This window comes from Cellulomonas sp. H30R-01 (genome assembly GCF_010119915.1).
Classification (GTDB): Bacteria; Actinomycetota; Actinomycetes; order Actinomycetales; family Cellulomonadaceae; genus Cellulomonas; species Cellulomonas algicola.
In genome coordinates this window covers 3,086,115-3,104,298 of sequence record NZ_CP048210.1, presented here as the reverse complement: position 1 = coordinate 3,104,298, position 18,184 = coordinate 3,086,115, and the positions used below count along the sequence as shown (strand labels likewise).

Here is an 18,184-nt window from a genome sequence, read left to right as displayed (position 1 = left end):
CGACCAGCTGCGCCGTCAGCACCGCACGCGCGAACGCGTCAAGGGCATCGGCTTCCACGCCCTCGTCCTCGCGATCGTCGCGGTCATCCTGTACCCGGCCGTGTGGATGCTGTCCTCGTCGTTCAAGCCCAGCAGCGACATCGTCGGCAACGTCAGCCTCATCCCCGACGCCGCGACGTTCGCGAACTTCGCCAAGGCGCTCGACGGCATCGGCGGCGTCTCGTTCTGGACGTTCTTCACCAACTCGCTGATCCTCGCGGTCGGCTCGGTCATCGGGATCACGCTGTCCTGCTCGGTGTCCGCCTACGCGTTCGCGCGGATCGACTTCCCCGGCCGGAACGCGTTCTTCGCGCTCATGATCGGCACGCTCCTGCTGCCGTTCCACGTCGTGATCATCCCGCAGTACATCGTGTTCTCCCGGCTGAACCTCGTGGACACCTACGTCCCGCTGCTCGTCGGGAAGTTCCTCGCCGCCGAGGCCTTCTTCGTGTTCCTCATGGTGCAGTTCATGCGGAACCTGCCGCGCGAGCTCGACGAGGCCGCGCGCATCGACGGTGCCGGGCACGTGCGGATCTTCACCTCGATCATGCTGCCGCTCATGAAGCCCGCCCTCGTGACGAGCTCGATCTTCGCGTTCATCTGGTCGTGGAACGACTTCTTCGGCCCGCTGCTCTACCTCAAGGACCCCGACCTGGCGACCATGCCGCTCGCCCTGCGGCTCTACGTCGACCAGACGACGACGTCCGACTACGGCGCCCAGATGGCCATGGCCGTCCTCGCGCTCGTGCCCGTGCTGCTGTTCTTCCTCGTGTTCCAGCGGTACCTCGTCGAGGGCGTCGCCACGCAGGGCCTCAAGGGCTGATGACGCGTGCGCAGCGGGGCGGTCCGGCGTCGGCGGGGCCGCCCCGACGTGCGAGCCTGGTCGCCATGAGGGACACCGACCGCCCCGAGGAGCCGCGCCCCGACGGCGAGCAGCCTGACGACGACGACGGCGCGCGCCCCGACGACCGTGCGCTGCTCGGCGGCGGACGCGTCGGGCTGTTCGGCGAGTCGCTCACCGTGGGCCTCGCCGTCTCCGTCCTGTCGCTGCCCGTCGTGACCGCGCTGCCCGCCCTCGCGGCGGGGATCGCGCACGTGCGCCGGCACGTCGACGGCCGCCCCGACACCCTGCGGGACCTGTGGGACGACTTCCGTCTCGCGTGCCGCGGCGTGTGGCTCGTGTCCGTCGGGTCCGTGGCGCTGCTCGTGCTGCTGGCGTTCAACGTGAGCCTCGCCGGCACCGGCGTGCTCCCCGGCGGCACCGGGGTGCGCGTGATCTCGGTGGTCGTCGCCGTGCTGCTGCTCGTGGCGCTGCTGCGCGCGGCCGCCGGGTGGACCCCAGGGTCCGTCTGGCGGCTCGTCCTGCGCGACGCGGGCCGACGCACGGGCGACGACCTGACGGGCACGTTCCTGCTGGTCCTCGCACTCGGGCTGTGCGGCGTCATCGTCTGGATGCTGCCGCCGCTCGTCGTCATCGTCCCCGGCCTGCTGGCGCTCGCCACGGTCGCGGTCGAGCACCGCGCGGCCGTCCGCTCCTGAGGGGCCCGACGGGTTCGCCGGATCCGACGTGACACGGCCGCGCGGTGCGGGCGGTCAGCAGTCGCAGACCGGGCTCGACACCGGTGCCGTGAGCGGGTCGGTCGCACGCCGGGCGGTGCCTGCGTCGGTCGCGACCGGCAGGCCCTCGCGCGCCCAGTACTCGAAGCCGCCGATCATTTCGCGCACGCGGTAGCCGAGCAGCGACAGCTCGAGCGCCGCACGCGTGGCGCCGTCGCAGCCCGGTCCCCAGCAGTAGGTGACGACGGGCACGTCGGGGTCGAGCACGTCGGCGGCGCGCTCGCGCATCTCGGCGAGCGGCAGGTGGATCGCGCCCGGGATGCGGCCCTGCGCCCAGCCGGCGTCACCGCGGCTGTCGACGAGCACGAAGCCCGGCTCGCCGGTCTCCAGGGCGGCATGCAGGTCGGAGGCGTCGATCGCCCAGCGGAGGCGCGCCGCGAAGTGCTCCGCTGCGGTGCGGGTGTCGTGCGAGGTCAGGTCGAGGTCGGTCGTCATGCGGACGAGTGTCGTGAGCGCGTCGGTGGTCCGGCCACTGGCAGGGATGCCGCCGTTCGGGCAACGTCTGCCAACATCGCCGCATGCTGCACGACGTCGTCGCGCTCGTCGGTCCGGAGGTCGCCGCCTTCGAGCTCGGGGTGCTGTCCGAGGTGTTCGGGCTCGACCGCACGGGGGAAGGGCTGCCCGGGTACGACTTCGCGGTGGCGTCGGCGACGCCCGGGCGGGTTCCCACGTCCTCCGGGTACGCCGTGCACGTCGACCACGGCCTCGACCGGCTCGAGCGCGCGGACCTCGTCGCCGTCCCCGCGTGGACGTCGGCGGACGTCGCCCCGCCGCCCGAGGTGGTCGACGCGCTGCACCGGGCCGTGGACCGCGGCGCGCGCGTGCTCTCGATCTGCTCGGGTGCGTTCCTGCTCGCGGCCGCCGGTCTGCTCGAGGGTCGACGCGCCGCGACGCACTGGAAGTACGCGCCGCTGCTCGCGGAGCGCCACCCGTCCGTCGACGTCGACCCCGACGTGCTCTACGTCGACGCGGGCAGCGTGGTGACCAGCGCCGGGACCGCCGCCGCGATCGACGCGTGCCTGCACCTCGTCCGGATCGAGCACGGCGCCGCCGTGGCCAACGCGATCGCGCGCCGCATGGTCGTCGCCACCCACCGCCACGGCGGGCAGGCGCAGTTCATCGAGCCGCCGTCCGCCGCCGTCCGGGCCGACGACCTGGCGGACGTGCTCGAGTGGGCGCGCCGGCGCCTGCACGAGGACCTGCCCGTGCGGCGGCTCGCCGGCCAGGCGCTCATGTCCGAGCGGACGTTCGTGCGGCGGTTCCGCGAGAGCACGGGGGCGACGCCGCACCGCTGGCTCCTGGAGCAGCGGCTCGCGCTCGCGGAGGAGCTGCTGGAGACGACGGACCTGCCCGTGGGGCTCGTCGCCGAGCGCTCGGGGATCGGCAGCGCGGACACCCTGCGCCACCACTTCGCCCGGCGTCGCCGGTTGAGCCCGCAGGCCTACCGGGTGTCGTTCCGCGGGCGCTGAGGGTCAGCGCGCCGCTGCACTCCTGTCGGTCGGGAGGCCGAGGTACGGGCCGAGCAGCCGCCGCAGGGACGCCAGGATCGCGGCGCGCTCCTCGTCGGTGCTCGGGCGCTGGCGGGTGCGGGCCTCCTGCGTGCCGCTCAGCACCACGGCGTCGACCATGTCGGCCGTGACGTCCGGGTCGGGCTCGCCGAGGTCGCGGAGCGCGTCCCGCAGCGGCCCCTGCAGGGAGCGGTGGAAGTCCTGCAGGGGGCCGTGCAGCACGGCCGGGTCGACGACGGCGCCGAGCGCGCGCGCGACGCGCTGCTCCGCTCCCGTGAAGAAGTCGACGTTGCTCTCGACGTACGCCCACACCTTCGCGCCCGGCGACGACGCGTCGGCGATCGCGGTGCCGATCCGCTCGCTCCACGCGGGGAAGATGTCCGCGACGACGGCCTCGAGCAGACCCTCGCGCGAGCGGACGTACTCGTAGACGCTCGAGCGTGCGAGCCCCGCGCGTGCGCCGACCTCCGCGAGGGACGGCGCCTGGCCCGTCTCGGCGAGGAGGTCCCGGGCAGCGTCGAGCAGCGCGCGACGCTGCTGCTCGCGGTGCTCGGCGACGGTCGCCGCCTTGATGCGCGGCACGTGCACCTCCTGGACGGATCAGACGGACGCGCTCGTGAGCGTCCCGTCCGTCATCTGCAGGACCCGGTCGCAGTGGTGGAGCACGTCGTGGTCGTGCGTCACCATAACTGTCGCCACGCCGTGGTCGTGCGCCTCGCGCGCCAGCAGCGCGACGATCTCCTGGCTGCGGTGGCGGTCGAGGGCGGCCGTGGGCTCGTCCACCAGCAGGAGCCGCGGGCGGGTCACCAGGGCGCGGGCGATGCCGATCCGCTGCCGCTCGCCGCCCGAGAGCTTGTCGGGGCGCCGGTCGGCGCGGTGGGTCATCCCGACCTCCTCGAGGAGGGCGACCGGGTCGCGCGGGTCGTCGACGCGACCGAGGTGCAGGGGCAGCCGCAGCTGGTCGATCGCCGTCAGGGCCGGGACGAGGTTCCCGCTCTGGAACACGAACCCGATGTGTGTGCGGCGCAGCTCGGCGAGCCGGCGCGACGAGACCGACGTGAGGTCGGTACCGCCGACGCTGACCCGGCCGGAGGTCGGCGGGATCAGGCCGCCGGCGACGGCGAGCAGGCTCGACTTGCCGGAGCCCGACGGGCCCACGACGGCGAGCAGCTCCCCGGGCTCGACGTCCAGGCTGACGGCGTCGAGGGCCGTGACGGTGCTCTCGCCGTCGCCGTACGTGAGGGTGACGTCCGCGAGGTGCAGACCGTGGCGCGTCGTGGTGGGTGTCGTGCTGGTCATCGGTGGGCTCCCAGTGCCGTGAGGGGGTCGACGCGGACGACGCGGACGACCGCGGCAGCGGCGCCGATCATGCCGAGCAGGACGAGGAGGGCGGTCGCGACGAGGACGGGGCCGGCCTCGAGCGCGAAGGGCATCGCGGACGCGGAAAGGCTCGCGCCGAGCAGCAGGCCGACGCCCACGCCCAGCCCGGCCGAGCCGACGAGGAGCACCGCGGACTGCGTGAGGCTGTCCCGCAGCAGGTAGCGCGTGCTGGCCCCCATCGCGCGGAGCACCGCGAGCTCGTGGCGGCGCTGGATCGTCACGACCGTGAAGAACGCGCCAACGACGAGCGCCGAGATCGCGTAGAGGAACCACTGGATCATCTGGAGCGTCATCATCTCGGCCGTGTAGCCGGGGGAGGCGTCGAAGGAGTCGGTCAGGCTCGTCGGGACGGTGCCGGCGACCGTGCTGCCGTCGCCGGGCGTCGTGCCGTCGTCGTGCTGGAGGGCGATCGCGGTGACCTCCTGGTACACGTGCTCGGCCGCGGGCTCGCCGGGCCGGACGCCCGCGCGGACCTCCTGCCACGTGCGCAGGTCGACGTAGCCGACGTCGACGTGGCCGAACGTGTGCTGGCCGTCGACGAACCCGACGACCTCGAGCTGCGTGCCGAGCTGGTCGACCGTGAGCACGTCGCCGACCGCGACACCCTCGTCCTGCAGCGTGCCGGTGAGGACGATCTGGCCCTCGCCGGCGAGCCCGTCGCCGGTCGCCGGCGTCGGGTTCAGCCAGGCGTCGCGCTCGACCCCGAACAGCGCGAGGTCGAGGTCGACGCCGGCGTCGCTGCGGGTGTTGACGAGCGTGTTGCCGAACGGGGTCGCGGCGTCGACGCCGGGCTGCTGCGCCCACGCGTCGGCCGCGTCGACGTCGACGACCGAGCGGGAGAAGGCGGCGGTCTTGTCGACGCCCTCCTCGAACGCGAAGGATGACACCGGCAGCTTCTTCAGACCGGAGACGCCGTCGTTGAGCAGGCCCACCGAGAGGCCCGACAGCAGCACCATGAGGACGCCGATGAGGGCCACGACGGACCCCATCAGCGCGAACCGTGCCCGCCCGTAGGTGAGCTCACGCCATGCCAGGAACACGCTGCGTCCTCCTTCTTGCCGACATCATGTCGGTAACATAGGCGCGCGTCGGTCCAGGATCCAAACGTGCAGGTCGACGCCGGTTCAGGGGCAGTCGCGCAGGATGCCGTCGATCACCCGGCCGCGGTCCGTGCCGCGGCCGATCGCCTCCGCGCGCGCGTCGAGCCGGCGCCGCAGGTCGGGGGTGAGCGACGCGCACCTGCCTGCCAGGCAGCGTCGCAGCGCCTGGAGCGACCAGTACTCGTTGAACGGCTTGCGGTCGGACAGCGCCTGCTCGGCGACGCGCGCCGCGGCGGCGGGGTCGGGGCGGGCATACAGGCTGCAGGCCGCGACGAGCCGCAGCCCCAGGTCGTCCGACCCGAGCAGCGGTGTCACGTCGACGGTCGAGGCGCTCGCGGCGCGGACGATCTCGCGCGCGAGGTCCTCCATCGCCCGGGTGCGGTCGGCACCGCGCGGCATGGTCCAGCGCACGGTCTTGTAGCGCTCGGCAAGCTCCCGCAGGTCGTCGGGCAGCGCCTGCTCGCCGGCGCCCTGGCCCGCGCCCGCGCCCGGGCGGGGGTGGCGGGCGGCCCTGTCGTCGTCGCTCGACGGGGTGAGCGGGAGGTCGAACGCGACGTCCGGCGTGCCGCTGCTCGGGCCCGTCGACGGGGTGTCGGCCTCCGGACGGGCGCCGACGCGCCGCTCGAGGGCGGCGATGCGGGCCTCGGCGTCCTGGAGCCCGTCGCGCGCCGCGGCGAGCCCCTCCATGACCTCGGTGCTGTTGTACGTGGCGTCGTCCGCCCGGTGCTTCGCCTGCTCGGCGGTGCCCTTGGTCTGGCGGACCGCGCGCCGCAGGTTCGAGACGACCTCGTTGTCGCCGATCCGCAGGCGCGGGAACCGTCCGTCGACCGCCGTCATCGTGAGGAAGACCGCGACCAGCAGCAGCGCGGCCGCCCCCACGCCGTTCTCCGTCCGGAAGACCGCGACCGCGCCCACGACGCCCGCGACCGCGGCGAGCGCCCCGGCGCCCCAGCGGGCGACGACGGGGATGTCGCCCGGGAGGTCCTCTTCGTCGACCGGGGGCTGCGGCTCGTCGTCCTCGCGTGCGGCACGCTCGGCGCGGACGGCCGGCTCGGGCGCGCCGCTCCCGCGCGGGTCCGCGGGTCGCCGGACGGGTCCTGCCATCGGACGCACCTCCCGCGTCTGCCCGTCGACGTGCCTCGGCGAGCCTTCGCACCGATGCTCCCGCTCCCTCCCGCCACGCGCACGCCGCCGACGACCCCGGCGGTCGTCGGGCGACGCCGAGTTCGTCACCCGGTCCCGACTTCGTCGGGTACGGCTGACGAACTCGACGCGAGCTGACGAACTCGGTGAGGGATGGGTCGCGACGGGGGGCTCTCGCGGGAGAGAGGCAAGGCCCCGAGACGGCGACGTGGTGGTCGCAGTCTCGGGGCCTCGTGTCGGTCTCGTCGTCCGGACGGGCAGGACCGCCGGCGTGCCGGTCAGCGGGCCGACGGTCCGGGCGGCGACGGCTGCCCAGTGGGTCAGAGCCGGGTGAGGGTGGTGGGGAGGGCCAGCCACGACTCGGGGGCGAGGGTGAGGACCGTCCGGCCGGCCTCCGCGGACGTGACCGGGGCGTCGACCTCGGAGACGTGCTCGGCGATGACCCGGGCGGCGTGGTCGGGGCCCTCGACGGCGGCCTCGTGGTCCGCGGTGACCTGCACGCCGCGGTCGAGCGTGATGGTGACGCCGGGGTGCGAGAGCTCGACCTCGACGGGCTCGGCGGACCGGTTGACCAGGAACACGGCGCCCTCGGTGCCGTCGAGCGTCGCGGCGGCGGTGACGACCGGCACGTCGCCGTGCTGGGCGGTCGTGACGGTCGGGGCGGTGACGCGCAGGTCGAGCGCGGTGCCGCGGGCCAGGCGGGCGGTCGTCGCGAAGGGCGCGAACGTCGGCTGGCGCCAGGCGGGGCCGTCGGGCTCGGTCATGATCGGTGCGATGACGTTGACGAGCTGCGCGAGGCACGCGACGGGCACGCGGTCGGCGTGGTTGAGCAGCGTGACGAGCAGGTCGCCGACGACGACGGCGTCGAGCGCGGAGTAGACGTCCTCGATGATGCGCGGGGCGTCCCGCTGGAGCGGGAGGTTCTTCTCGCCGACGAAGCGCGACTGCAGGTACCAGACGTTCCACTCGTCGAACGAGATGGTGATCTGCTTGTCGGAGCGGCGGCGGGCGCCGACGGCGTCGGCGGACGCGACGACGCGGCGGATGAACCGGTCCATCGCGGTGCCGGAGCCGAGGAACGACGCGCGGTCGCCGTCGAGCTCCTCGTAGTACGCGTGCATCGAGATGTGGTCGACGACGTCCCACGTGTGCTCGAGGACGGTCCGCTCCCACTCGCCGAACGTGTCCATCTGCATGGACGACGAGCCGCACGCGACGAGCTCGATGGTCGGGTCGACGAGCTTCATGGCCTTGCCGGCCTCGGCGGCGAGCTTGCCGTACTCGTCGGCGGTCTTGTGGCCGATCTGCCACGGGCCGTCCATCTCGTTGCCGAGGCACCACAGGCGCACGCCGTAGGGCTTCTCGCGGCCGTTCGCGATGCGCAGGTCGGCCCAGCGTGAGCCGGCCTCGCCGTTGCAGTACTCGACGAGCGCAGCGGCGGCGGCGACCCCGCGGGTGCCGAGGTTGACGGCCATCATCGGCTCGATGCCCTCGCGCTCGGCCCACTGGAGGAACTCGTCGGTGCCGATGGTGTTGGGCTCGATCGTGCGCCAGGCGAGGTCGATGAAGGGCTTGCGCTCCTCGACGGGGCCGACGCCGTCCTCCCAGTTGTAGTTGGACACGAAGTTGCCGCCGGGGTAGCGAGCCATGGTGACGCCGAGCTCGTGCGTGAGGTCGGCGACGTCGCGGCGGAAGCCGTGCTCGTCGGCGGTGGCGTGACCGGGCTCGTAGATGCCGGTGTAGACCGCGCGGCCGAGGTGCTCGACGAACGAGCCGAAGACGCGGCGGTCGATCGGCCCGACGCGGAAGTCGGGGTGGAGCAGGACGGTGGCGCGCTGGGACATCGGGCTCTCCTGGTGTGGTGCCCGGCGGCGGCGTCGGGCGCTTCGTGCAACGTTGTAGAACCGAGCCTAACCCGCGCCGGGCGTGCGGAGGAAGTCCCCGCTCGCGACCGGAACGGATCGATTCGACGATCGTCCCAGACCTTGTCGCGGATCGATTCGACCGATCGTCCCGGACCATGCCGCGGATCGATTCGACGATCGTCCCAGACCCTGGCGCCCGTCCGCGTGCCGACCTAGGCTAGGAACCACGGAACGCGCTTTCCCGACACCGGTGCGACGTCGCACCGAGAGCAGAGGATCTTCGTGGTCGACCAGAACCCCACCGCCCCCCGTCCCGCCTCCAGCGCCAGCACCGTCGCGTCGCAGGGAGTCGTCCCGGACTTCGCGCCCGCACCGCCCGGAGAGCAGCGCAGGTTCGCGGTGGCCGGCACCGGGCACCGTGCGGGCATGTACGTCGCCGCGATCACCGGCGAGCACGCCGACGTCGCGACCCTCGTCGCGTGGCTCGACCCGAACCCCGGCCGCATCGACTACTACGACGCCGAGGTCGGCCGCGCGACCGGCCACGACGGGCCTGCCGGCCTGCCGCGGTACACGCCCGAGGGCCTCGAGAAGATGATCGAGGAGCAGCGCGTCGACACCGTCGTCGTCGCGGCCCCGGACCACACGCACGCCGACCTCGTCGCCCGCGCGCTCTCCGCGGGCGCCGACGTCGTCGTCGAGAAGCCCCTGACCACCGACCGCGCAGGTTGCCGCCGCATCACGGGCGCCGTCGCCGACACCGGCCGCGACGTCGTCATGACGTTCAACTACCGCTACGCCCCCCGGAACTCGTCGCTGCGGCAGGTGATCCAGTCCGGCCAGATCGGCGAGGTCACGAGCGTGCACTTCGAGTGGGCGCTCGACACCGTGCACGGCGCCGACTACTTCCGCCGCTGGCACCGCGACAAGAAGAGCTCGGGCGGCCTCCTGGTGCACAAGTCGAGCCACCACTTCGACCTCGTCAACTGGTGGCTCGACGACGTCCCGTCGCGCGTCTACGCGTCGGGCGGCCTCAAGTTCTACGGCGAGCGCAACGCCGCCGCCCGGGGCCTCGCCCCGCGCCCGTCGCGCGGCACCGGCACCACCGGCGACCCGTTCGCGCTCGACCTCAACGACGACCCGCGGCTCAAGGCGCTCTACCTGGACGCCGAGCACCACGACGGCTACCTGCGCGACCAGGACGTCTTCGGTCCCGGCATCACGATCGAGGACAACATGGCGCTCGTCGTCGACTACCGCTCGGGCGCGACGCTCGCGTACTCGCTCAACGCGCACAGCCCGTGGGAGGGGTACCGGGTCACGGTCAACGGCACCGAAGGGCGCGCGGAGCTCGAGGTCGTCGAGCGCGGCGCCGTGCTCGTCGGGGACGACGGCAAGGTCGTCCTCGACCCGTCCGCGACGCCCGAGGGGATCGCCGCCGGCGGGCTGCGGCCCGAGGGTGAGCGGCTGCTCGTGCAGCGGCACTGGGAGGCGCCCGTCGCGTACGACATCCCCGCGGGGATCGGCGGGCACGGCGGCGGCGACGCGATCCTGCTCAAGGACGTGTTCCGGCGGCACCTGCGCGTCTCGCAGGACGCGCTCGGCCGGCCCGCCGGGTACCTCGACGGGCTGCGCGCGGTCGCCGTCGGGATCGCCGCCAACCAGTCGCTCGTCACCGGGCTGCCCGTGCGCGTCGACGACCTGGACCTGGGCGTCGACCTGGCTCGCGCACCGCACGAGGTCACGGCATGACCGGGTCCGTCGACGGCGTCCGGCCGGGTGCGTCGGGGGTGCCGGTCGCGACGGGGACGGGGACGGGGACCACGCGGCTGCCGCGGCTCGACGAGCGCCCCGCGGTCGGCGCGCTGCACGACGTCGGCCGCGCCGTCGACGTCACCGCGGCGGGCACCACGCTCGCGCGCTACGTCTACGTCCCCGACGACGCGCAGCTCGAGAGCCCGCGCCCGTACGTGCACCCGCTCCGCACGCGCGGCGGCGACCTGGTGTCCGCGTTCCGCCCGTGGGACCACGTCTGGCACAAGGGCGTGTCCTGGTCGCTGCCCGTCGTGGGCGAGCACAACTTCTGGGGCGGCCCGACGTACGTGCACGGGCAGGGCTACGTGCAGCTCGACAACGACGGGTCGATGGACCACCAGGAGCTGCGCGTCCTCGCCGTGGGCGCCGACCGCGTCGACCTCGCGCACACCCTCGCGTGGCACACGCAGGCCGGTGAGCACGTCGTCGACGAGGTCCGCGCGCTCGGGTTCGTCGTGCCCGCCGACCGGCCCGACGCGTGGGTCCTCACGTTCGCCACGACGATGACGAACGTGTCCGCGCACGACCTCACGATCGGCTCACCGACCACCCGGGGGCGCGAGAACGCCGGCTACGGCGGGCTGTTCTGGCGCGGTCCGCGGTCGTTCACGGACGGCGTCCTCGTGGCGCCCGACGGGACCGGCGGTGAGGAGCTGCGCGGCACGCTCCAGCCGTGGCTCGGGCTCGTCGGGCGGCACGACGACGTGGGTCGCGCGTCGACCGTCGTCATGGTCGACGGCACCGGCGAGGCCGACGGTGCCGGGCCGCAGTGGTTCGCACGCGTCGAGCAGTTCGGGTGCCTCAACCCGGCGCCGTTCTTCTCGGCCGAGGTGCCCTTCGGGCCCGGTGGCACGGTGACGTTCCGGTACGCGGTCGTCGTCGCCGACGGTGCGTCGGACGTCGAGCGGGCGGGTGCGCTCGCCGCGCTGGGCACGTCGGTCCTCGACGTTCCGGACGCCGGGCCGGCGGGACGCGCGGCGACGACGAGCGGCCTCCCGGCTGCCTCGGTCGGCGGTGCGACGAGCGACCTCGCGGCGGGCACGGCGGTCGGGTCGTCGTGAGCCTCCTGCCCGGCGGCGTCTCCGTCAGCCACCTGCGCGTCTACGACTGGCCCGCCCCCGACGGCGTCGGGCGCGCGGGGTCCGGGTCGCCGCACCTGCACACCGCGTCCGCGGAGGCGTACGTCCTGCTCGGCGGCACCGGTGCGGTGCACACCCTCGGGCCGGACGGGTTCGTCGAGCACCGCCTCGCCGCGGGCGACGTCGTGCGCTTCGACCCGGGCGTCGTGCACCGCGCGGTCAACGACGGCGACCTCGAGGTGCTCGTCGTCATGGGCAACGCGGGGCTGCCGGAGGCCGGGGACGCGGTCCTCACCTTCCCCCCGGACGTGCTCGCCGACCCGGCCGCGTACCGGGCCGCCGCGCTGCTGCCGGGGCCGGGAGCGTCCGACGACGAGCTCGCCGCCGCCGCGCGACGACGTCGCGACCTGGCCCTCGAGGGGTACGCCGAGCTGCTCGACGACGTCCGCCGCCTCGGCCCGGCGCAGGCGCTCCGACCGCTCCACGAGGCCGCCGCGCGCCTGGTCCGCCCGTACGTCCCGCACTGGCAGGACCGCTGGACCCGGACCGTGCTGCACGAGACCGACGGCACCGCCCGCGCGCTCGAAGGGCTGGTCCGTGGGGCTGCCGGGCACCTCGCGTCGGCGCGCGTGCGCGAGGCGCGTCCCGACCCGGCGCCCCGCCGGTACGGCATGTGCGGCCGCCTGCAGACCTGGCCGCTCGGCTAGCGGGCACCAGCCTGGAGGTGGCGGTGCGGTCGCGTGAGAGGGCGTTGGGGTGGCAGTCGAGTGACGCCTGCGCAGAACCGGCCCAAAGGGACGAAACGGTCCCCTAGGTTCGACGAGCTCACGTCGGACGACCACACGGAGGACCCGGTGAAGACTCTCAGACCGACCATCAGGAGGCTCGCGCTCGTCGGAGCCGTGCTGGTCGCGGCGATCGCGGTGGCACCCCAGTCGGCGGTCGCCGTCGGGCAGTCCGTGACGGCGTCCCAGACCGCCGAGCTCGTCGCTGCGGGACTTCTCCAGCCGGGGGAATCCTGGGCCTGCGAGGGTGACGGCAGCGGGAGCGTGAGCCGCTGCCTCGGCCGCTTCGGCTACGCGCTCGGGCAGAACGTCACCTGGGGCGGTGCGACCTTCCAGCCCTTCAGCGGCAACTGCACGCACTATGCGGCGTGGCGCGCGAAGAGCTCCGGCGCTGCGTCGTTCTTCGACACGAAGGCATCCGACGGTGTCGGCACCTACAACGCCGAGAACTGGGACAACGCAGCGCAGGCCGGGGCGCGACGGTCCGCCGTCGACAAGAACCCGCAGCGTGGTGACGTGGTGCAGTGGGACGGCGTCGGGTACGGGAATCACGTCGGCTACGTCGAACACGTCGGTCGCGCAGCCGACGGCTCGGTCAGCTGGTTCGCGACGTCCGAGGCCAAGTACGACAGCGGCAAGGGGGGTGCTCGGCGGGCGGTATACGTCCGCGGGACCAACGGCTTCGCCGGAGCGGACTTCATCCATGTCGGCGGCGCGCCGACCGTCGCGACTCCTCCCGCGGCGCCCACACCGCCAGCCGCACCGGTCATCTCTGACGGCGACCTCGTCCGCACTCCCGACACCGCGGTCTACGTGATCGCCGGTGGAGCCAAGTACCACATCTCGGCCGACGAGTACGCCGCACTCGGACGGCCGGCGTTCCGCGACGTCCCCGCGGGGGCTCTCGACGGGTACGGCTCCATGCCCGCCGACAACACCTTCCTGCGCACGCCTGAGGACGGCGCCATCTTCCAGATCGTCGGCGGGGCGGCCTACTGGCTCGACGCCGGCGAGTACGCGCAGCTCGGACGCCCCCGGGCGATCAACGTGCCGCCCGGCTTCGTCGACCGCGCCGACAGCGCGGCACCTGAGGGCGTGCGCTACGTGCGCGACGTGACGACGGGCGCCGTCTACCAGGTGCTCGGCGGCGTCAAGACGCACCTCACGCCCGACGACTACGTCAGTCTCGGCAGCCCGCGGTGGGTCGACATCCCCGCCAAGTTCGCCGCAAGGATCTCCGACGGCGCCCCGAGCGGTGCATGGTTCCTGCGCGACCGAGCGACCACGGCGGTCTACCAGGTCGTCGGCGGCGCGAAGGTCTACCTGTCGGCGACCGAGTACGCAGCCCTCGGTCGACCGTCGTTCCAGGACGTGCCCTCGGCGCTCGTCGCGCGCCTGTCCGACGGTGCCCCGGCGGGCCAGTGGGTGCTCCGGGACCGGCAGTCGACGGCCGTGTACCAGGTGGTCGGTGGCGCGCGGTATCACCTGGCACCCGAGGAGTACGCGGCGCTGGGCCGTCCGGCCTTCCTCGACGTGCCGAGCGAGCTCGTCGCCCGCGCGTCGGCCGAGCGGCCGGTGGGCCGGTGGATCCTGAGAGACGTCTCGACGACGGCCGTCTACGAGGTCGTCGACGGCGTCAAGCGGCACCTCACGCCGGAGGAGTACGCCGCGATGTCGCGGCCGGCGTGGTGGAACGTCCCGTCTGCCTGGCTCGCGACCTTCCCCGACGCAGGAGCCTGATCGCTTCCGTGGGCCGGTCCGCCGAGGTGGCGGGCCGGCCCACGGGCGCTCGGCCCCCGTCGCTCCGCGAGGGTGTTGCCACCGTGCGGGGACCTCCCTACGGTCGCGGGGGTGAACGTGTCAGAGATCGTGGTCGACGGTTACCGGGTCGTGCCGCTCGGTCCGGACACGTGGGACCTGTTCGCCGACCTCGCGGAGAAGCACAACGGCGTGTGGGGCGGGTGCTGGTGCACGTACTTCCACCTGTACCCCGACCCGACGGAGGAGCGCCGCGCGGTCGGGCACCGCGAGTTCAAGCGGCAGCTCGTCCTGGCCGGTCGCGCGCACGCGGCCCTCGTGCTCGACGGTGACGCGGCGGTCGCATGGGCGCAGTACGGGCCCGTCGACGAGGTCGCGAACATCCACCACCGCAAGCAGTGGGAGCGGGAGGCCGTGCGACGGCCGGACTTCCGGATCACGTGCCTGTTCGTGGACCGCGACCACCGGCGCAGCGGCATGGCGTCGGTCGCGGTGCGCGGCGCGCTCGCGCTGATCGCCGACGCCGGCGGCGGGCTCGTCGAGTCGTACCCGCACGACCTGCCGCCCGGGAAGAAGACGTCGGCGTCGTTCCTCTACAACGCGACGCGCACGATGTACGAGCAGCTCGGCTTCACGTACGACCGCCCCAAGGGTCAGGGCAACTGCGTCATGACGACCTACGTGGAGCCGGCCGCACGGGTCGGCTGAGCGGGCCGCGCCGGTGCTCTGCCGCCACGCCGCACGAGCACCGCACCGGCGATCGTCGACCCGAGCGCACCCATGACCATGTCGCCGATCGTGTCGCCGTACGCGACGTAGATCGTCGGGTCGAGGTACGTGTGGCCGAGGTACTCGCCGATCTCCCACGCGACGCTCAGGGTGGTGCCGAGAGCGGCCGTGACCAGCACGGACGCCGCACCGCGACCCTCGGCGCGCGCGCCGCGCGGGTCGACCACCGCACCCGTGCGCACCGCGAGCAGCAGGTGCGCGACCGCCGCGACCAGGCCCGTGACGACCAGGTGCATGACGACGTCGAGCCAGGCCACCGCCTCGTAGAGCCCGAGCACGCCCGCCCACGCCGACGCGAGCAGCCCCACGCCGTACGCCGCGTCGAGCCACGGCGGCACCCCGCCGAGCGGAGGCAGCGCCACACCGCCGACGACGAGCACGAGCAGCGCCGCGTCGACCGGGCCGAGCGTCACGAGCGCGACCACGACGCTGACGAGCGCGAGGACCCGCACGACGCCGCCGGGGCCCCGCAGCAGGTCGCGCACCGGCGGTCGCACCGTCTGGTCCTCGCGCGTCACGTCGCCTCCGCCCAGGGCCGCGGCCCGTCCGATGTCGGGGTGACGCTACGACGCCGGGCGGGTCACCGCGCGGTGGGGCGCCGGCCCGCCGGGCGACGGTCGCGCCGCGCGGACGTCGCCGGGGACGGGCGTGGGGGACGGGTCGAGACGGGCGGTGCCCGTCGCCGTGGTGGCGCCGGGCGGGCCGGGAGGTCGCCGTCCACCCGTCGCGCGCGTCAGGAGCGGCGGCGCGCGCGGAGGATCGCGTCGTGCAGGACGACGGGCCGGCCCTCGGGGTCGACCGCGTCGCGCGGCCGGGCCTCGGCGGTGACGACCTCCCACTGCGCGGGGTCGAGCAGCGCCGCGACCTCGTCGGCGTCGGCGAACAGCTCCGGGACGTGCGGGCGCCGCATCGTGGTGCCGAGGTCCGCCGCGTGGTGCCCGACGACGAGCAGCGTGCCGCCCGGCCCCACGAGCGCCGCCATGCGCGCGACCGCCGCGGGCCGCTGCGCGGGCGGCAGGTGGAGGTAGTGCGACGTGACGAGGTCGTACGGTGCGTCGTCCCAGCCGTCGTCGGACGTGATGTCGGCCTGCCGCCACGTCACGCGGTCCTCGACGCCGTGCTCCGCCGCGGTCGCCTCGCCGCGCGCGAGCCCGCCGGCGGCCCAGTCGGTCGCGGTGACGTGCCACCCGCGCTGCGCGAGCCAGACGGCGTCACCGCCCTCGCCCGCGGCGATGTCCAGCGCGCGCCCCGGGGGCAGGTCGCCGACCTCGTCGACGAGCGTGCCGTTGGGGCGGCCGGACCACTGCCGGGCGCCGGCGTAGCGCTCCTCCCAGAACTCCGGCGCGAACATCCCGGCGAGCTCGTCGGGCAGCTCGATGCCGTGCGTCGGGTCGACGTGCCGTCCGCCGTCGTCGCCGTGCCCGTGCGCGGGCCCGTGCCGATGCTCACGGCCGTCTCCGCCTGCGTGTCCGTCGCCGCTCGCACCGGCATCACCGTGCGGGGGACCGTCACCGTGCACATCGCTGGACGCGTCGTCCGTCACGGCCGTCCCGTCGACGCCGGCCTTCTCCCCGTGACGCTCGCGGTCGCCGGTGGCAGCGCGAGCGACGGCCGCCTCCGCGTCCTGCATCACCAGCCACGCGTTGACCTGCGCGCCCGCGGTCGCGCCGGCCGCCGCGGAGACGACGACGGTCGCGCGCAGGTCGGTCACGTTGCCCGCGACCCACACGCCGGGCAGGGTCGTCGCGCCGAAGGGGTCGGCGGGGACGGCGCGGCCGATCTCGTGCCCGTCGACGAGGAGCGGGACGGGGTGCAGGCCGAGGGGTGCGAGGTGCTCGGCGCGGGCGACCACGCGCGTACCGACCACGACAGCTCCGGCGGGCAGGGTCGCGCCGGACCCGAGCCGGACGGTGAGGTCGCCGGACGGGCCGTCGACGGCGGTCGCACGGTCGTCGACGAGCCGCACGCCCGTCGCCGTGAGCCGTTCGACGTCGTCGGGTGCGAGCGCGGGCGCGGTGTGCCGGACGAGCGTGACGTCGGACGTCCACTGCCGCCACAGCAGGGCGGCGTGCGCGGCCATCGGGTTGGTCCCGACGATCACGACGGCCCGGTCGCGCACCTCCCAGCCGTGGCAGTAGGGGCAGTGCAGCACGTCGGTGCCCCAGCGCTCGGCGACGCCGGCCACGTCGGGGAGCTCGTCGCGGAGCCCGGTCGCGGAGAGCACGGCGCGCGCGACGACGGAGCGGCCGTCGGCGAGCTCGACCGTGAACGTGCCGCCCTCCTGGTGCACGGCCCGCACCTCACCGGGCTCGACGTGCACGCCGTACCGCGCGACCTCGGCGCGGCCGGCGGCCAGCAGCTCGAGCGGCGGGGTCCCGTCGCGCGTGAGCATCCCGTGCGCGTGCGCCGCAGGCGCGTTGCGCGGCTCGCCCGCGTCGACCACCAGCACCGACCGGCGTGCGCGCCCCAGCATGAGCGCGCCGCTCAGCCCGGCGGTGCCCCCGCCGACGACCACGACGTCGTACCGCTCGTCCATGTCCGCTCCTCGTCCCTCGGGCCGTCACGGCCCGCGCTCGTCGCCGCACCCGACGCAGGGCGGCCTGTCGACGACTGTGCGCCGTGCGACGATGGGATGGCAACATCCGTTGCTGTTCCGGCAACAGCGGCCCAAGGCGTCCGCCCGTCGCCGACCGACTTCTCCCGGAGAGGTGAGGACCATGGCCGACGACATCGACGCCGCGCTCGACGCGGTCGGCGCCCGGCTGCGCGCGCTGCGCTCCGAGCGCGGCCTCACGCTCGCGCAGGTCGCCGACGCGACCGGCGTCTCGGTCTCGACGCTCTCCCGCCTCGAGTCCGGCGGGCGGCGTCCGACGCTCGAGCTCCTGCTCCCTCTCGCCCGCGAGTACCAGGTGCCGCTCGACGAGCTCGTCGACGCCCCCGCGACCGGCGATCCGCGCGTGTACGCGCGCCCGTTCCAGCGGCACGACCGCACGTTCGTCCCGCTGACCCGCCGGCCGGGCGGGCTGCGCGCGTACAAGGTCGTCATCCCGCCCGGGGCGTCGTCCGTCGACCCCGAGCTCAAGGTCCACGAAGGCTGGGAGTGGCTCTACGTCCTGTCCGGCCGGCTGCGGCTGCTGCTCGGCGAGCACGACCTCACGCTCGGGCCGGGAGAGGTCGCCGAGTTCGACACCCGCACGCCGCACGCGATCCTCAACCGCGGCCCCGACCCGGTCGAGCTCCTGACCCTGTTCGGCCCGCAGGGCGAGCGCCTGCACGTCCGCGCGCAGCAGCGCCGCTCCTGAGCGC

17 protein-coding genes are annotated in these 18,184 nt (G+C 74.4%); 9 read left to right on the top strand and 8 right to left on the bottom strand.

Going from position 1 to position 18,184, the window contains the following annotated elements:
- Positions 1-7 precede the first annotated feature (7 nt).
- Both GXP71_RS13910 and GXP71_RS13905 read left to right on the top strand, forming a co-directional pair.
- A complete protein-coding gene (locus GXP71_RS13910; protein WP_238402756.1) occupies positions 8-862 on the top strand; it encodes a carbohydrate ABC transporter permease in 855 nt (284 codons plus the stop codon).
- A 65-nt stretch (positions 863-927) separates the two neighbouring features.
- Complete coding sequence (locus GXP71_RS13905; RefSeq protein WP_238402420.1) at positions 928-1,578, top strand: hypothetical protein; 651 nt, start codon at positions 928-930, stop codon at positions 1,576-1,578.
- 54 nt (positions 1,579-1,632) lie between these two features.
- On the opposite strand, the gene GXP71_RS13900 is transcribed toward GXP71_RS13905, so the two are convergent.
- Positions 1,633-2,091 carry a rhodanese-like domain-containing protein gene (locus tag GXP71_RS13900; RefSeq protein ID WP_162353132.1) on the bottom strand — a complete coding sequence of 153 codons (459 nt, stop codon included), beginning with the start codon at positions 2,089-2,091 and terminating at the stop codon, positions 1,633-1,635.
- Positions 2,092-2,174: 83 nt separating this feature from the next.
- Between GXP71_RS13900 and GXP71_RS13895 the strand changes: the two genes are divergently transcribed.
- The gene (locus GXP71_RS13895) at positions 2,175-3,125 is read left to right on the top strand and encodes a helix-turn-helix domain-containing protein (protein ID WP_162353131.1); all 951 of its coding nucleotides are present in this window, start codon (positions 2,175-2,177) and stop codon (positions 3,123-3,125) included.
- Between the two features lie 3 nt (positions 3,126-3,128).
- Here GXP71_RS13895 and GXP71_RS13890 read toward each other — a convergent pair whose 3' ends face one another.
- The 5 genes from GXP71_RS13890 to GXP71_RS13870 form a co-directional block, all read right to left on the bottom strand.
- Positions 3,129-3,746, bottom strand: a complete 618-nt coding sequence (locus GXP71_RS13890; protein ID WP_162353130.1) for a TetR/AcrR family transcriptional regulator — start codon at positions 3,744-3,746, stop codon at positions 3,129-3,131.
- Between the two features lie 18 nt (positions 3,747-3,764).
- Positions 3,765-4,463 carry an ABC transporter ATP-binding protein gene (locus GXP71_RS13885; protein ID WP_162353129.1) on the bottom strand — a complete coding sequence of 233 codons (699 nt, stop codon included), beginning with the start codon at positions 4,461-4,463 and terminating at the stop codon, positions 3,765-3,767.
- The gene (locus GXP71_RS13880; protein WP_162353128.1) at positions 4,460-5,584 is read right to left on the bottom strand and encodes an FtsX-like permease family protein; all 1,125 of its coding nucleotides are present in this window, start codon (positions 5,582-5,584) and stop codon (positions 4,460-4,462) included. The genes GXP71_RS13885 and GXP71_RS13880 overlap by 4 nt, the downstream gene beginning before the upstream one ends.
- A gap of 84 nt (positions 5,585-5,668) precedes the next feature.
- The gene (locus GXP71_RS13875) at positions 5,669-6,748 is read right to left on the bottom strand and encodes a hypothetical protein (protein WP_162353127.1); all 1,080 of its coding nucleotides are present in this window, start codon (positions 6,746-6,748) and stop codon (positions 5,669-5,671) included.
- 359 nt (positions 6,749-7,107) lie between these two features.
- Complete coding sequence (locus GXP71_RS13870; RefSeq protein ID WP_162353126.1) at positions 7,108-8,631, bottom strand: alpha-N-arabinofuranosidase; 1,524 nt, start codon at positions 8,629-8,631, stop codon at positions 7,108-7,110.
- 303 nt (positions 8,632-8,934) lie between these two features.
- Here GXP71_RS13870 and GXP71_RS13865 point away from each other — a divergent pair, with 303 nt between their 5' ends.
- From GXP71_RS13865 to GXP71_RS13845, 5 genes are all read left to right on the top strand, one after another.
- Entirely contained in the window at positions 8,935-10,404 is a 1,470-nt protein-coding gene (locus GXP71_RS13865; RefSeq protein ID WP_162353125.1) for a Gfo/Idh/MocA family protein, read from the top strand.
- Entirely contained in the window at positions 10,401-11,528 is a 1,128-nt protein-coding gene (locus GXP71_RS13860; RefSeq protein ID WP_162353124.1) for a PmoA family protein, read from the top strand. The genes GXP71_RS13865 and GXP71_RS13860 overlap by 4 nt, the downstream gene beginning before the upstream one ends.
- On the top strand, positions 11,525-12,253 hold the full coding sequence (locus tag GXP71_RS13855; RefSeq protein WP_162353123.1) for a cupin domain-containing protein: 729 nt from the start codon (positions 11,525-11,527) through the stop codon (positions 12,251-12,253). Before GXP71_RS13860 ends, GXP71_RS13855 begins: the two co-directional genes overlap by 4 nt.
- Positions 12,254-12,400: 147 nt before the next feature.
- Positions 12,401-14,071 carry a CHAP domain-containing protein gene (locus GXP71_RS13850; RefSeq protein ID WP_162353122.1) on the top strand — a complete coding sequence of 557 codons (1,671 nt, stop codon included), beginning with the start codon at positions 12,401-12,403 and terminating at the stop codon, positions 14,069-14,071.
- A gap of 111 nt (positions 14,072-14,182) precedes the next feature.
- Entirely contained in the window at positions 14,183-14,797 is a 615-nt protein-coding gene (locus GXP71_RS13845) for a GNAT family N-acetyltransferase (RefSeq protein ID WP_162353121.1), read from the top strand.
- On the opposite strand, the gene GXP71_RS13840 is transcribed toward GXP71_RS13845, so the two are convergent.
- Entirely contained in the window at positions 14,767-15,396 is a 630-nt protein-coding gene (locus GXP71_RS13840) for a hypothetical protein (protein ID WP_162353120.1), read from the bottom strand. The two genes, GXP71_RS13845 and GXP71_RS13840, sit on opposite strands and share 31 nt — an antisense overlap.
- A gap of 215 nt (positions 15,397-15,611) precedes the next feature.
- Positions 15,612-17,414 (bottom strand): bifunctional NAD(P)/FAD-dependent oxidoreductase/class I SAM-dependent methyltransferase, encoded by a 1,803-nt coding sequence (locus tag GXP71_RS20660; protein ID WP_162353119.1) that lies wholly within the window; start codon positions 17,412-17,414, stop codon positions 15,612-15,614.
- Positions 17,415-17,595: 181 nt separating this feature from the next.
- Here GXP71_RS20660 and GXP71_RS13830 point away from each other — a divergent pair, with 181 nt between their 5' ends.
- Positions 17,596-18,180, top strand: coding sequence for a helix-turn-helix domain-containing protein (locus tag GXP71_RS13830; RefSeq protein WP_162353118.1), 585 nt, complete (start codon positions 17,596-17,598; stop codon positions 18,178-18,180).
- Positions 18,181-18,184 lie beyond the last annotated feature (4 nt).

What these genes read in the sequence shown, in the direction of transcription:
- GXP71_RS13905 (WP_238402420.1), top strand. Translation starts at nt 928, where the DNA reads ATGAGGGACACCGACCGCCCCGAGGAGCCGCGCCCCGACGGCGAGCAG.
- GXP71_RS13900 (WP_162353132.1), bottom strand. Translation starts at nt 2,091, where the DNA reads ATGACGACCGACCTCGACCTGACCTCGCACGACACCCGCACCGCAGCG.
- GXP71_RS13895 (WP_162353131.1), top strand. Translation starts at nt 2,175, where the DNA reads ATGCTGCACGACGTCGTCGCGCTCGTCGGTCCGGAGGTCGCCGCCTTC.
- GXP71_RS13885 (WP_162353129.1), bottom strand. Translation starts at nt 4,463, where the DNA reads ATGACCAGCACGACACCCACCACGACGCGCCACGGTCTGCACCTCGCG.
- GXP71_RS13875 (WP_162353127.1), bottom strand. Translation starts at nt 6,748, where the DNA reads ATGGCAGGACCCGTCCGGCGACCCGCGGACCCGCGCGGGAGCGGCGCG.
- GXP71_RS13870 (WP_162353126.1), bottom strand. Translation starts at nt 8,631, where the DNA reads ATGTCCCAGCGCGCCACCGTCCTGCTCCACCCCGACTTCCGCGTCGGG.
- GXP71_RS13860 (WP_162353124.1), top strand. Translation starts at nt 10,401, where the DNA reads ATGACCGGGTCCGTCGACGGCGTCCGGCCGGGTGCGTCGGGGGTGCCG.
- GXP71_RS20660 (WP_162353119.1), bottom strand. Translation starts at nt 17,414, where the DNA reads ATGGACGAGCGGTACGACGTCGTGGTCGTCGGCGGGGGCACCGCCGGG.
- GXP71_RS13830 (WP_162353118.1), top strand. Translation starts at nt 17,596, where the DNA reads ATGGCCGACGACATCGACGCCGCGCTCGACGCGGTCGGCGCCCGGCTG.